The following is a 14,236-nucleotide window of genomic DNA, read 5'->3' as shown; positions in this document are numbered from 1 at the left end:
CGGTTTCAAACTAGATTAAAGATGTCCCGCAAAAAGTTTTTAACAAAAAAATTGTATATTTGTAAATAGTATATCGATCGATGCAATTTTCATGGGAATATGAATCTGACTTCATATCACGCCAAATATTTCTCGCACGAACTTACCAGGCAGCTTCCTTCCAACGACGTGGGAAAATTCACTGCTTCGCTTCAGGATGCGCAGGTCGACCTTAATCCACATCAGGTTGAGGCAGCCTTGTTTGCGTTCAGGTCACCGCTTTCGAATGGAGCGATCCTGGCCGATGAAGTGGGACTCGGTAAAACCATCGAGGCCGGAATCATTTTCTCCCAACAATGGGCCGAACGGAAAAGATGCCTGTTGATTATTTGTCCTTCCAACCTCAGGAAACAATGGAGCCAGGAATTGGCCGACAAGTTCTTTCTCCCCTCTGTTATTCTCGAAACGAAATCTTTTAACAACGAGATCAAGGAGAAAAACTTCAATCCATTTCATCAGAAGGACAAGATTGTTATTTGTTCATTCCAGTTTGCCAAGTCAAAAGCGAGTTATGTTGAATCGACCAACTGGAATCTGGTGATCATTGATGAAGCGCACCGGTTGAGAAATGTCTACAAGGCTTCTAACGTAATCGGCAATGCAATCAGACAATCGCTTCTGCCCAGAAAAAAGGTTCTGCTTACTGCTACTCCTCTTCAGAATTCAGTACTTGAATTGTATGGTTTGGTCAGCATTATCGATGACTTCGTGTTTGGTGATCTGAAAAGCTTCAAAAGCCAGTATAGCCGGCAGCTTGAAGAAGAGGATTATTATGAGCTAAAAAAAAGACTGCACCCGGTTTGTAAGAGAACACTCCGCCGGCAGGTGCTTGAGTACATCAGTTACACTGAGCGGAGAGCAATCTGCGAAGAGTATATTCCCCGGAATCAAGAACAGGAATTGTATGATGCCGTTTCTGAATACCTACAGAAACCAAAACTGTATGCTTTGCCCAGGAGTCAGAGGCAGTTGATGACGCTTATCCTGCGCAAACTGCTGGCCTCATCAACCTATGCCATTTTTGGTACTTTCGAAACATTGGTCAGAAGGCTCGAATCCATCGTTGAGAAACATGAAACTGATATTGCCGATTTATTCTCCGATGAATATGAGGCGTTTAATGAAACTAGAGATGAGTGGGTCGATAATGAAGAAGAGAACATCGTGGAAGAAGAACAGCAATATTCAGAGGCTGATATCCAGGGAATAAAAGAAGAGATAGAAGTTCTGAAAGAATTCCGCGAACTAGCCAGGGCAATTAAGAAAAACTCGAAAGCAGATCACCTTTTCATTGCGCTGGACAAGGCTTTTGAACAGTTGCAACTGTTGGGGGCAAACCAAAAAGCATTGATCTTTACCGAATCGAAAAGAACCCAGGAATATTTGTATAATCTCCTGACAGAGAAAAAATACAAAGATCAGGTTGTTCTGTTCAATGGCACAAATAATGATCCTCATTCAACACGAATCTATAACCAGTGGCTTGAAAAGCATAAAGGTACCGACAAGATTTCCGGATCACACACAGCAGATAAACGATCAGCGATAGTCGATTATTTCAGAGACAATGCGACCATAATGATTGCTACCGAAGCTGCATCTGAAGGGGTTAACCTGCAATTTTGTTCTTTGGTGCTGAATTACGATATGCCATGGAACCCACAAAGGATAGAGCAAAGAATAGGTCGCTGTCACAGGTATGGACAGAAATTCGATGTGGTGGTGGTCAATTTTGTCAATATACGGAACCAAGCCGATGTGCGTGTATATGAACTGTTGGAACAGAAATTCAGGTTGTTCGATGGTGTCTTTGGTGCCAGCGATGAGGTGCTGGGAGCTATTGGCAACGGTGTCGACTTTGAGAAGAGAATAGCCCAGATATACCAGGAATGTAGAACTACCGAAGAGATTCAAAGTGCTTTCGATGATCTTCAGGAAGAGTTGAAACCTACCATCTCTGAGAAATTACAGAGTGTTCGTTCAACATTGTTGGAAAATTTCGATGAAGAGGTGCGGGATAAGTTGAGGGTCAATTTTGAAAAAACAAAATCCTACCTGAATACTTTTGAACAGAAGTTATGGAAGCTAACCAAGTATGTGCTGAAAAACGATGCATTTTTCAACGACAATGAATTCTCCTTTCATCTGCCCGAGAATCCCTTTCACGATGTGACCATTCATTCTGGCTCCTACAAGATGCTTTGCACAGAAGAAGGGAAGAAGAAAAGCGATATCATTGTCCCGGATGATACGAACATCTACAGGGTAGGGCACAAGTTGGCTCAACACATCTTGCAGGAATGCAAGTCGCTTCCCACACCGGTGCGGATGATCGAATTCAATTATACCGACACCCCTACGCTCATATCCTCATTGAACGGTTTGATAGGCAATTCCGGATGGTTGCGGGTGGAACAATTGAGCATCAACTCGTTTGAAAACGAAGATTATTTATTGTTGTCCTGTATTACGGATGAGGGTGCTGAGATTGAGCCCGAAATAGCCCAAAGACTCTTTTCATTGCAGGCAGAAGAGAAAAATTTGCTATATTTAGATCCTGAAATTGAATCACGTCTGTCAAAAAACATCGCCAGATATAGGCAGGAAATTGTTACCACCAATGCATTGCGAAACAGAGATTTTTTTGACATTGAGATGGACAAGCTCGATCAGTGGGCCGATGACATGAAGATTAGCCTGGAGAAGGAAATCAAGGATCTTGATGCTGAAATAAAGCTCCGGAGAGCAGAAGCGAAGAAAATGCTCAGTCTCGAATCAAAAGTAGCAGCACAACGTGAAATAAAGAAACTGGAGAAGGAACGCAACGAGAAGAGGCAATCATTGTTTACTTCTCAGGATGAAATTGATGAAAGAAAGGAAAAGCTGTTGACGGAAATTGAAAAGATGCTTAACCAGAAGCTGCTTCAGAAAGAGGTGTTCACGATCAGATGGAGGGTGATATAAAAAAAAGCCCGTCGAAACGGGCTTAATTCTTTTCACTTACTTACGTTTACAGGTTATGTAAAGAGGCTTGAATAAGTATTACGATGCAAATATATATATCAAAGATGATATTTACAAGGAAAGAGAGGACTAAATTCAGGATTATTTGAATAATTAACTTTTTATTTCTGTGGACATTGGCACTATAAGGAAATATATTTCTGATGCGCGATTGCAAAACTACTTGGATGTGAGTCAGAACAATTACCCGAAAGCGTTGAAGCTTTATCAGGCGAATGTACGATTGTCCCAGTCCTTCTATCCTCTTTTGTCACTGGTGGAGGTGATCCTAAGAAATGCATTGAATGAAGAACTATCACGACATTTCAATGACGCCGATTGGCTCTTGAATCAGGTAAATGGTTTTATGATGGATAATGCTTTGATTTATAGAGATCGAACCGGAAAGATTAAGGAAAATTTCTTTCTTAAATCAAGTGTTGAAAAATCCATGAAAAATGTTCCCAAACCCATTTCACAAGGCAAGATTATCGCTGATCTCAACTTTGGTTTTTGGACTGCGCTGTTTAATGTTACACATTCGAGAATATTAAAAGGGGTTCCTATGCGCATCTTTGTGAATTTACCTCAGGGATTCAATCGGAAGAAAGTTTGCGAGATACTGGATAAGGTGCGCGATTTCAGGAACCGGGTGTACCACAATGAACCCATCATTTTTAAGATGAAGGATGATGGTACGGTTGAATTCAATCTGAATAAGGCTGAATCAATATACGGATATATCAAAGAGTTTTTTTTCTGGTTTGGTCTTGATTTCAACCTTTGGACCAAGAGGATCGATCACGTAATGTATGAAATCGAGAACGCAAAATGTGTGATGAAATACTATCCGGGAAAAAAGTATTATATGAAGAGACTGTATTTCGATCTGATACATTTTAGGGAGATACATTCATAATGGTCAGAATGATAGAATAATAGGAAGATAATTCAACACAATTAATAGATTTGAAAGAAACAATATAATGGCAAAGAAACCATTTCAAAAACTCGAGCTCACCTGGATTGGAAAGGGTGATGAACCCAAACTTGAACCCCGCATCCTGGTAGAGAATCCCGAATACTCTTATGGTGACCCCAATGCGGAGAATATGCTGATCCACGGGGACAACCTTTTGGCTTTAAAAGCACTGGAACAGGATTATGCGGGCAAAGTTAAATGCATTTACATTGACCCACCCTATAATACAGGAAATGCATTTGAACACTATGATGATGGAGTGGAGCATTCTGTTTGGCTTAACCTAATGAATCAACGTCTAGTTATATTGAAAAGTTTATTAAGAGATGATGGCGCTATTTTTGTTCAAATTGATGATGAGGAAGCTGCTTATTTGAAAGTATTGATGGATGAAGTGTTTGGTCGTCATAACTTTATTAATACAGTTTCTGTAAACATGAAGAATATTGCTGGCGCATCAGGAGGGGGGGAGGATAAAAAATTAAAAAAAAATCTCGAATATATTCATATTTATGCAAGAAATTATGGAACACTCCCTAATTTTAAAGGAATATTTGATTTAACTCCTATCGCAGAATTAGTTGAAGGTTATAGACAACAAGGAAAAAGTTGGAAATACACATCAATTCTATATTATGAAGGTGAAAAAAAATATATTGGTTCTACAACAGACGGTGATCAAAATGAAATTAAATTATATAGTAGAATTAATCCAATTTTCAAATCCATTAATCAGGTAATACGAGAGGAAAATATTTCTGAAAAAGATGCATATTATAAGTACTCCAGTAAAATTTTTGAAGCTAAAGATGCACAGTCTTCTATTCGTCAAAGAATAATCCGCTCAAGAAAAGAATTGAATATTGCTGAAGATTTAATATCAATAGAGTATATACCCAAAACAGGGAGAAACAAGGGTGTCATATATGAGCAATTTTATAAAGGTGAAAAATGTAGATTACTCGCTTGGTTAAGAGACATTGGAGAAAATATAGATGGTGTTTTGTATAAGAAAAATAGGCTCGGAACCTATTGGGATGCTACCTCTACAATTAATAATTTGACAAAAGAAGGTGGAGTCCAATTTCCAAATGGGAAAAAACCAGAAAGCTTAATCAGTAGAATTATTGAAATGTCAACCAATAGAGGCGATATAGTTCTGGATTCATTTCTAGGATCAGGTACAACAGCAGCAACAGCATTAAAAATGAATCGTTGTTTTATTGGGATTGAACTTGGAGAGCACGCTATTACGCATTGTTATCCAAGGTTAAAAAGAGTGGTCGATGCAGAGGATCAAGGTGGTATCAGTAAATCCGTGAATTGGAAAGGTGGTGGAGGATTTAAATACTACACCCTTGCTCCCAGTTTGTTGAAAAAAGATAATTTCGACAATTGGATCATCAGCAAGGAGTACAATGCCGATATGTTGGCAGCAGCCATGGCCAAACAGGAAGGGTTCAGATACAATCCTCACGAGTCAATCTTTTGGAAACAAGGGCAAAGCTCGGAAAGAGATTTCATCTATACAACCACACAATTCTTAACTATGGAATCATTGGATCAGATCAAAGATGAAATGAAACCCGATGAAACCTTGTTGATCTGTTGCAAATCGTACCAGAAAGAGTGCAAGAATAGGTATCCCGGAATGACGATTAAGAAAATTCCTCAGATGTTGTTGGGCAGATGTGAGTTTGGAAAAGATGATTATAGCTTTAATATAATCAACAGTCCAGTCCAGGAGTCAGATCTTTCAGATGAACATTCCGAAACTCCTGACGAACGTGTTTCAGTGCAGGAATTATTGGATGAAAAAAAGAAGTACAATAAAAAGCCGAAGGACTATCCCGGACTTTTTGACTGACCATATGTATTAACCAGTCGTATGAACCATTATTGAACACAAGATAAATTCAACAGAATGAACAGTACAGCAAGTTATATCAAGCAGCGTCTTTCTCTGCGCGAACCTTTACAAGAGTCGCTCGACATTGTTGCCAGGTTAACAGAAATCCTTTCCCTCGAGAAAGAGGTTGATCTTTCGACAGAATTGGAGAAAGTGAAAAATCAATATCCTTCTTGCACTAACTTTGAACGTGACTTTCCTTCAATTGCCTTCTCTATCGCCACTGGTGTGGGCAAGACCCGATTAATGGGTGCAATTGTATCGTACCTGTATATCGAAAAAGGCATCCGAAACTTCTTCGTACTGGCTCCCAATCTTACAATTTATGAAAAACTGATCGAGGACTTTGGTAATCCTACATATCATAAATACCTGTTTTCCGGTATTTCAGAATTTGTACACAATCGCCCGGTCATAATTACAGGAGAAAATTACAATGAACAAGGCCGATTGTATGAGAAAGAGGAGATCAGGATCAATATCTTCAATATTGCGAAATTCAATTCGGAAAATAGAGGGACAAGGAGAGGTGGCGTCTCGCTTGCCCCAAGAATAAAGCGACTTTCTGAATACCTAGGTCAGTCGTACTGGGATTATCTATCAAAATTAGATGATTTGGTGATCCTGATGGATGAGGCACATAGGTATCACGCTGATGCTTCAAAGAATGCGATCAATGAACTAAAACCGGTACTGGGTATAGAACTTACGGCAACTCCTTTCGACGAAGCAGGGAATATGTTCCGGAATATTGTGTATGAATATTCGTTGGCTCAGGCCCTGGCTGATGGGAAATATGTGAAAAATCCGGCGATTGCAACAAGGAAGAATTTTATTAAAGGTAACTTGACCGACAGGGAGATTGAGATCATCAAACTGGAAGATGCGATCAGCATCCATCAGGATACAAAAACGGAACTGGAGATTTTTGCTTTGAACAACGAGGTGAAAATGGTCAAGCCGTTCATTCTTGTCGTTTGCAAGGATATTACCCACGCCTCGGAGATATACAATTTGATTAATTCTTCCGAATTTTACGAGGGAGAGTACATGGGTAAGGTACTTCAGATTGATTCTTCCACCCGGAATGACGAGGATATAGAATCGCAGTTTGTCTCGCTCGAGAGTCCCGACAACGAGATTGAAATTGTGATTCACGTGAATATGCTCAAGGAGGGGTGGGATGTGACCAACTTGTACACGATTGTTCCGTTGAGAGCAGCAAATGCATCCATACTTATTGAACAGACCATAGGACGGGGCCTGCGATTGCCGTATGACGGCAAACGGACGGGTGTAGATAAGATCGATAAGTTGACGGTTGTCGCCCACGAGAATTTTCAGGCTGTCATAGATGCTGCCCAGGATCCGGATTCATTGCTGAATAAAATGAGCTATGTCGAGATCCCCGAGGAGGATCTGAGCAACAAGTCGGTCCCTGTCACTTCCAAACCGGTTGTGGATATAGCCTTTGAAAAGGAACAGGAGAAAGTAAACACAATATCCGACAAGGTGGTAAAACAGAAAGCGCAGAACAACTTGGATGCCAAAATGGCCATCATTCATATACTACCCAGCTTTAATGCACTGCCTGAAGTGCGGAATGTGAATGATTTGAATAAACCTGAGGTGAAAAGAAAGGTAATACGTCAGGTGGAAGAGAACCTCACCAAGGGGCAATTGAATCTATTTGCAGGGGATATCCTGAAAGAGGCTGTTGAAGTATATGATACATTGGTCAATGAATATAAAAAGATTATCATCGAAATACCACGGATGGACCTGGTTCAGGGTGATGTGACAGCGGAATTCAGGTTTTTTGACCTGGACACCACCTACCTGAATTACCAGTCGTTGGATCAGGAAATCATTCGTCTCGGTCTTAAAGACAAGGTCGTGGAAACGCTTAAAGCAAAATCGAGCGGTTCGTATGGTCATCCAGTAAAAATGATTATTTCGGAACTCATCGATTATCCGGAGATCGACTATGACGACAATGCGGAATTGTTGCACCACCTGGCTACCCAGGCATATAAAGCGGTAGCGAAGAAAATCGAGAAGAAGGATGAACTCCCGCAAACAATATTCCAGTTCAAAGCGACAATTGCTGAGAAGATCTATCAGCAGATGAAGTCGCCTGAGAATTTCAACCTGCAACAATCGGATTATAAGGCGAAGAGCATCCTTCCATTTCAAAAGATCGAACCTTGGAACTTTTCTGCGTTGATCAATTTTGGTTACAAAGACTATAGGGAGGTTGTTCCCCCTGCATTGGTTCCAAAGCTTGTTTTCAGGGGATTTGAAAAAGCGTGTCATTTCGAATATAAGTTCGACAGCAAAACCGAACTCGATCTCACTTTTGTTCTGGAGACCGATGCCAATGTGTTGAAATGGTTAAGGCCAGCTCCCAATCAGTTCAGAATGTATTGGGACAACAATTCAAAAAAGTACGAACCTGATTTCGTTGTAGAAACAAACGATGCGATCTATATGGTTGAAACCAAAGCTTCAAATGAATTGAAGAACGACGATGTTTTGCAGAAGACATCCGCAGCATTGACCTACTGCAAGAATGCCACTGAATTTACTTCCCAAAATGGAGGAAAGCCCTGGCAATACCTGTTGATTCCACACACGGCAGTGAGCAAAAATGTATCATTCAATTTTTTAGTCGCCAATTACAGAATAATGTAAAAGTCTTTTTTAATGCTGATTTATCTGATACCATTTATCCGAAATGTATAAAATGGTATTGAAGCGTTTCCCTATTTGCATTACAGTTCAGAATTAGACAAAATTATTAACTTTGTTTGGCATTGGAATAACAATGAAAAAAGAGTAATCAGTGAATCGGAGAAGTAAACGAAGTCCATTGCTTTTACAGAAGGTCAAGTACATCATTACACACTTTGAGCACGTGGCTTATCAAGAATCTGTATGACATCAAAACATTGTACTCGTAAATATCTTTTTAGGGGGGGGAGGTCATTTATAAAGAACAAGCTTAATGATATACAATGAATTACGTATTCTAGTTGATAAGTTTGCAGTTTCAATTGATTCGAATGATTTTGATGGAGCAAAAACAATTGATTCTGTTCTTATCAAATATCTGGGCAACGATGAACGGGTGGTGCCTCGTGAAGATGCTCCCCCTTTTTTACAGATATTGTATGGTTACAACCGTGCCATGCTAAGATTAAATAGTGATGAAATTGAATCCGCTGTATTAGCAATGGTAGACGTCGCAGAAATTATCAGATGCTACGAGATGTGGGATGAAATTTATTATGTTTTATCGATGTTGGCTGAAAATAAAGGATATCACGATCAATTTGATCATGCTCTTCAATTTGCATGCGATAACCTGATGATGGGAGTTGTGTGTCAATTTAAATTTCCTGCTTTGTCTTTGTCTCTTTTGTGGTACGCAGAAAAGTCGTTTGTGAATTTTGGAAGATTGAACACAGTTGAATTTATCAAAGGTTTTCGGCAACTTCAATACAGACTCATAGCATTCAATTATAGGAATTTTGACTATTATGGAGCAATGTTATTTGAAGAAAAGGCCAAGAGTGTCGGAAACATAAAGATGAGAATTCCTTCTAGAGACGAACCCAAATACTACAATAGAAGTACAAATGTCCAAGAGGTTTTATCAGATGATCTGCGAAAGCATTTTAGGGAATCCAATGAACACATTCCTACCTTAGAAGAATGGGGATTGTATTGGAATAATTTTCCAGACTATAAAGTTTCAGAATCCATGCTCTATCACAAATTTGGTCATTTTACTGTTAAAGATACAGAAGAGTTGCCTAATATATTTGAATTACTTGAGGTTCTTTCTTACGATGAAGAGAAATATGCATTGATGTATGACAATAGTCCAATTGGTAAATCTATTCCTTTTCATGAAGAATGGAAAGAATTGGATAAAGTAACATATTATGAAAATGAGTTGCTTTTCTTGCCAAGATGTAGAGTGAAAAATTGGTATTATAGAGGACAGAATACCTGTTATGAGAAATGTCAATCCTCTTTGCATAGACTAAAGTGCAAAAATAAAATATTTAAGGAAAGGCTTAAGTTGTGTGAATTTTCAAGAATTGTGAATAAACACCCTTTGTCAGAATTGTTTCAATTGGGCCTGTCAACACAAACCAGGAGTGGAGATGTGCAACATTGTAAGATGCATATTAATAATACTGCATTGGCACAGCATTATGGTACCAAAACTGAACATCTGGATTTGACTACGGATAAATGGATTGCCACTTTTTTTGCTTGTACCGAATATATCAAAGGTGACGGAGTTAAGAAAGAATCCTATATCCCTTCTGAAAAAGAACCACAGGGGGTATTCTATGTATATGAGGATAGTAATCCATTTACAAATGATTGGAATTTGCATCCTATAGGAATCCAACCCAATGCAAGACCTGTTAAGCAGTCTGCCTATACAATTAATATGCATAATGATCAAGATTTTAATGATTTAGCTTTTAAAGTACGCTTTAAGCATGATTCAAGATGTTCTTCAATAATTTTCAAGATGTTCAATAAGTCAAAAGTTCTTTTCCCTGATGAAGTGATTGAGAAGAAAGCGGAGATAATTGTAAACAGCAATAAATTCAGCCAATTAGCTTTAAATGATGCGCGAGACAGATTCTATTCGCATATGAACGATTCAGAGTATAATGAATTGCTTGCCGTAAGTTCTGTTGAGATAGTGAGTAATCCAATTGTTGACTACCTGCCGGATGAGATGGATGAAGCATACGGGGAAATCAAATTGGTGAGAGATTTCATTAATCTCAAAACATCAAATCACTTATTTGGATCGATCAGGATTTAAGATTAAAACGATCAGGGGCGCGCCCCTAACCGTTTTTGACCAACTAAAACTCAGGTCTCAGCATTACCCAATAGGAAAAAGTGCCAAATTATTTATAAATTACAACCTGACACAGTTTAATTTACACAACCCATTTCAATTAGGCCAGTCGGATTGTAGCCTTCTCTATTTGTGTAAGCTACCCCTTTTTAGGGTAAGCATTCGGTGATGCCCGTATTTGATTTTATTATTTCCTGGTATATGAAAGTGGACTTTCAAAAACCTCCAAAACATTCGGAGTCGATGTGGAGTTTTTAGGAGTTTCTCCTGGAGTAGTTACCCGGGAGCAGTTCTGCAAGATCTCTGGTGTAGTCTTCGTCATAGTCGTGTATATGGCTCAGCACATACACCATCCAGTCGCGGAAGTTCACATCGGAAGCCTTGCAGCACCCCAGCAACGAGTACATGACTGCAGCATCCTCGGCAAGGTGGTGGCAGATTGGCTCCCATCTGTTTCTTCACCTGTATCTGGCGGTAGAAGGGCAGGTGATTCACGTACTTGTTTATCATCAGCTCCGCCAGAAGGGATGCTCCGGCATAACTGCGTGCGATAGGCTGGTATCTAGTCGAAAGGGATAAGGAGTTAGAGAAGTTCGTTCGGATTTACCTTCTTGGAAAAGCGGCGTTTATATCGTTATATTTCTTGGAAAAGTGGATATATTCACTTATACGTAGTTATTACGAAACAAATCGTAATGCTCTCCTTATTACAGGTGCTCGACAGATTGGTAAGACTTATTCTATTCGCGAATTTGGCAAGACTTTTAAGAGCTTCGTTGAAATCAACTTTATTGAAAATCCAAATGCAGTATCTGTTTTCAAAGGAGCAAAGAGTAGCTCGGACATTCTACTTCGACTTTCTGCAATAACAACCAAACCGTTGATTAAAGGAGAAACATTAATCTTTTTTGATGAGGTTCAAGTGTATCCGGAAATTGTTACAGCTATTAAATTCTTGGTAGATGAGGGTTCATATAGATACATCTTAAGTGGTTCATTGCTTGGCGTGGGACTTAAAGATCTTCGTTCAGAGCCTGTTGGTTATATGGGTGTAAAGGATATGTATCCTCTCGACTTTGAAGAATTTATATCTGGTGTAGGTATCAATAAACAAATTATTGAATCATTACGCCATTCATGGGAAAACAGGACTCCAGTAGATGATTTCATTCATTCGAAGATGATGGAACTCTTCCGTCTCTATTTAGTCGTGGGTGGTATGCCTGCAGCTGTAAGCAAATACATTGAGAGCAACAACCTGCAAGAGGTTATGGTCATACAACAAGATATCATTCGACTATACAAACGTGATATTGCACAGTACGATCCCAAGAATAAGTTGAACATTGAGGAGATCTTTAATCTTATCCCCTCTGAACTGAACGCCAAAAACAAACGATTTATTTTGAAACGCTTGAATGAGCATGCGAAATATGAACGCTATCAGAATAGTTTCTTGTGGCTAAAGAATGCAGGTGTTGCTTTGCCTATATATAATATTGAAGAACCAAAAGTTCCTTTGTTGCTTTCACACTCAAGGAGTCTGTTTAAGCTTTTTCAAAGTGATATTGGTTTGCTTGCGGCTCAATATGCCGAGGGAATACAATTACGTATTATCAAAGGAGATAAGGATATAAATTTTGGCTCCATATACGAAAACGCAGTAGCTCAAGAATTAGTCGCGCATGGAATAGAACCTTACTACTATAACAACAAGAAGCGTGGGGAACTTGACTTCGTTATTGAATTAGGAGGAAGAATTATCCCTATAGAGGTGAAATCAGGTAAAGATTATGATGTACATCGCGCCCTGTCAAACATTATGGACTGTGATGAGTATATTCTTCCTGAAGCCATTGTTTTCAATAATGACAATCTTAGTGTAGAAGGTAAATTTACTTACGCGCCAATCTATATGGCAATGTTCTTAGAAAAGAGCTATGCAGCACCTGAGTTTTATAAAGTAGATTTGAGTGGGTTGATGTAGATATATTGCAATACTATGGCCTACAAGCTGAGATTAATTAGTATGAGATTTATTTTATATCTTTGATGCTATCAAATGATATTATCGAATGAAGCCTCCCTATAAAATAACGCCTTTGATATTGGCAAAGGTTGCATCCATTTCCGAAAAAATTGGAGAAGTAAAGACTGCGTATCTGTTTCATCCACCTGCCGAACTCAGGAGATGCAACCGGATTAAAACAATTCAATCTTCATTGGAAATTGAAGGTAACACCTTGACAATGGAGCAGGTAACAATTCTTTGGAAGACCTGCTTTCATCTCAACCTGTAACATTAAAAGAAGCGGGTAGAATACAGCTTTTCCGAAACATGATTGGTGAAAACACTTTTTCAAGAAAAGAGTATATGCGCCACTTTAAAGATATTTCATCTGCAACGGCAAGCAGGGATTTGCGGGAGGCAACTGATAACCAAATCTTAACAAGAATTGGGGAAGGAAGAACGACAGTGTATAGGTATTTGTAATGTAAGCACCCGAGTAACTACCTCTTGATTATTCCGGAGCATATGCACCCACGGATTTGATCTGATTATTCATTCCGACAACTGCGGGTTCTCTAGTAAATTGTTAGCGTATTATTAGAGTGCCTATAGGCATTTATTAGAGCATTATTAGATTTTGACTAGAGATTCGCTAGTTTCCTTTGTTTTTCCAGTAATTCGGCAAAAGCTTCTTCAGGTTTTCATCATTCCCCGGTTTCTGGTAATAAGGCATCTTGCCTATCACATCGATGAGCCACTCCCGAGGATTCACCCCTTGCTCCTTGCATGAGGTCAACAGGGAACAGATGATGGCCGTGTTACCGGCTGCCTCGTGGTTGCCACAGAACATGAAGTTCTTTCGAGACAGGGCAACGGGGCGGATGGCATGTTCTGCCAGTGCTTTATTTTCATTCAAGGCCTTCTCGTAATAGCGCCTTATGTGGACCATGCAGCCAACGAGACACACCTGATCCTCCTTGTCAAAGACATTGTAGGCTTGCCACCTGTCACTTTGCAGGTAACCGGTAAAGGATTTCAGCAGGGTACCTACGGTTTGTTGAGACCTGGAACCATCGTTGTAATAAAAGAAAACCAGTTTCTTCATGACCGCTCTCACCATCCACAAGTATTCTTTCTTTGCCTTGTGACTTTCCTTGTTTGCGTCTGCTCTTCTATCTGCTTCTGGGCAGCAGCACGGGCCGCTTCGATCTCGGCAAGCCTTTCCTCTTCGTCTGCAATCGTTTCAAACAGGGAGAGCTGGCCCGGATGCAGCTGGGAGAGTTTCTCGCTTTTACGACCGTAGAACTGGCGGGTGAACCAGGCGATCTGTGCCAGCAGCTTATCCATCCGCTGCTGCATCCCGGTGAGCTGTTCAGATAGCTTCGCGTTAGCCTC

At 39.7% G+C, this 14,236-nt stretch carries 9 protein-coding genes and 1 pseudogene; 7 read left to right on the top strand and 3 right to left on the bottom strand.

Annotation, left to right across the window (positions count from 1 at the left end; translation table 11 throughout):
* The first annotated feature begins 99 nt into the window (after positions 1-99).
* The 5 genes from JS578_00905 to JS578_00885 all read left to right on the top strand — a co-directional run bounded on the left by JS578_00905 (position 100) and on the right by JS578_00885 (position 10,791).
* A complete protein-coding gene (locus JS578_00905; GenBank protein QRX63856.1) occupies positions 100-3,003 on the top strand; it encodes a DEAD/DEAH box helicase family protein in 2,904 nt (967 codons plus the stop codon).
* 229 nt (positions 3,004-3,232) lie between these two features.
* The gene (locus JS578_00900; GenBank protein QRX63855.1) at positions 3,233-3,961 is read left to right on the top strand and encodes an Abi family protein; all 729 of its coding nucleotides are present in this window, start codon (positions 3,233-3,235) and stop codon (positions 3,959-3,961) included.
* Positions 3,962-4,028: 67 nt separating this feature from the next.
* On the top strand, positions 4,029-5,891 hold the full coding sequence (locus JS578_00895) for a site-specific DNA-methyltransferase (GenBank protein QRX63854.1): 1,863 nt from the start codon (positions 4,029-4,031) through the stop codon (positions 5,889-5,891).
* 57 nt (positions 5,892-5,948) lie between these two features.
* Entirely contained in the window at positions 5,949-8,627 is a 2,679-nt protein-coding gene (locus JS578_00890) for a DEAD/DEAH box helicase family protein (protein QRX63853.1), read from the top strand.
* Between the two features lie 313 nt (positions 8,628-8,940).
* Complete coding sequence (locus JS578_00885) at positions 8,941-10,791, top strand: FRG domain-containing protein (protein ID QRX63852.1); 1,851 nt, start codon at positions 8,941-8,943, stop codon at positions 10,789-10,791.
* A 293-nt stretch (positions 10,792-11,084) separates the two neighbouring features.
* Here the strand turns inward: JS578_00885 and JS578_00880 are convergent.
* A pseudogene (locus JS578_00880) lies at positions 11,085-11,255 on the bottom strand (transposase domain-containing protein).
* A gap of 218 nt (positions 11,256-11,473) precedes the next feature.
* Here JS578_00880 and JS578_00875 point away from each other — a divergent pair.
* Positions 11,474-12,817, top strand: a complete 1,344-nt coding sequence (locus JS578_00875) for an ATP-binding protein (GenBank protein QRX63851.1) — start codon at positions 11,474-11,476, stop codon at positions 12,815-12,817.
* Positions 12,818-13,099: 282 nt separating this feature from the next.
* Positions 13,100-13,324, top strand: a complete 225-nt coding sequence (locus JS578_00870; GenBank protein QRX63850.1) for a hypothetical protein — start codon at positions 13,100-13,102, stop codon at positions 13,322-13,324.
* A gap of 169 nt (positions 13,325-13,493) precedes the next feature.
* Here the strand turns inward: JS578_00870 and JS578_00865 are convergent, their stop codons facing one another.
* Both JS578_00865 and JS578_00860 read right to left on the bottom strand, forming a co-directional pair.
* Positions 13,494-13,961, bottom strand: a complete 468-nt coding sequence (locus JS578_00865) for a transposase (GenBank protein QRX63849.1) — start codon at positions 13,959-13,961, stop codon at positions 13,494-13,496.
* Positions 13,955-14,188, bottom strand: a complete 234-nt coding sequence (locus tag JS578_00860; protein ID QRX63848.1) for a transposase — start codon at positions 14,186-14,188, stop codon at positions 13,955-13,957. Before JS578_00860 ends, JS578_00865 begins: the two co-directional genes overlap by 7 nt.
* Positions 14,189-14,236: the final 48 nt, after the last annotated feature.

Source organism: Dysgonomonadaceae bacterium zrk40, assembly GCA_016916535.1.
GTDB lineage: Bacteria > Bacteroidota > Bacteroidia > Bacteroidales > Dysgonomonadaceae > Proteiniphilum.
This window is presented reverse-complemented; position numbering and strand designations above follow the sequence as displayed.

Excerpts from the sequence above, each read along its gene's own strand:
- JS578_00905 (QRX63856.1), top strand. The coding sequence starts at position 100 with ATGAATCTGACTTCATATCACGCCAAATATTTCTCGCACGAACTTACC.
- JS578_00895 (QRX63854.1), top strand. The coding sequence starts at position 4,029 with ATGGCAAAGAAACCATTTCAAAAACTCGAGCTCACCTGGATTGGAAAG.
- JS578_00890 (QRX63853.1), top strand. The coding sequence starts at position 5,949 with ATGAACAGTACAGCAAGTTATATCAAGCAGCGTCTTTCTCTGCGCGAA.
- JS578_00885 (QRX63852.1), top strand. The coding sequence starts at position 8,941 with ATGATATACAATGAATTACGTATTCTAGTTGATAAGTTTGCAGTTTCA.
- JS578_00865 (QRX63849.1), bottom strand. The coding sequence starts at position 13,961 with ATGGTGAGAGCGGTCATGAAGAAACTGGTTTTCTTTTATTACAACGAT.
- JS578_00860 (QRX63848.1), bottom strand. The coding sequence starts at position 14,188 with ATGGATAAGCTGCTGGCACAGATCGCCTGGTTCACCCGCCAGTTCTAC.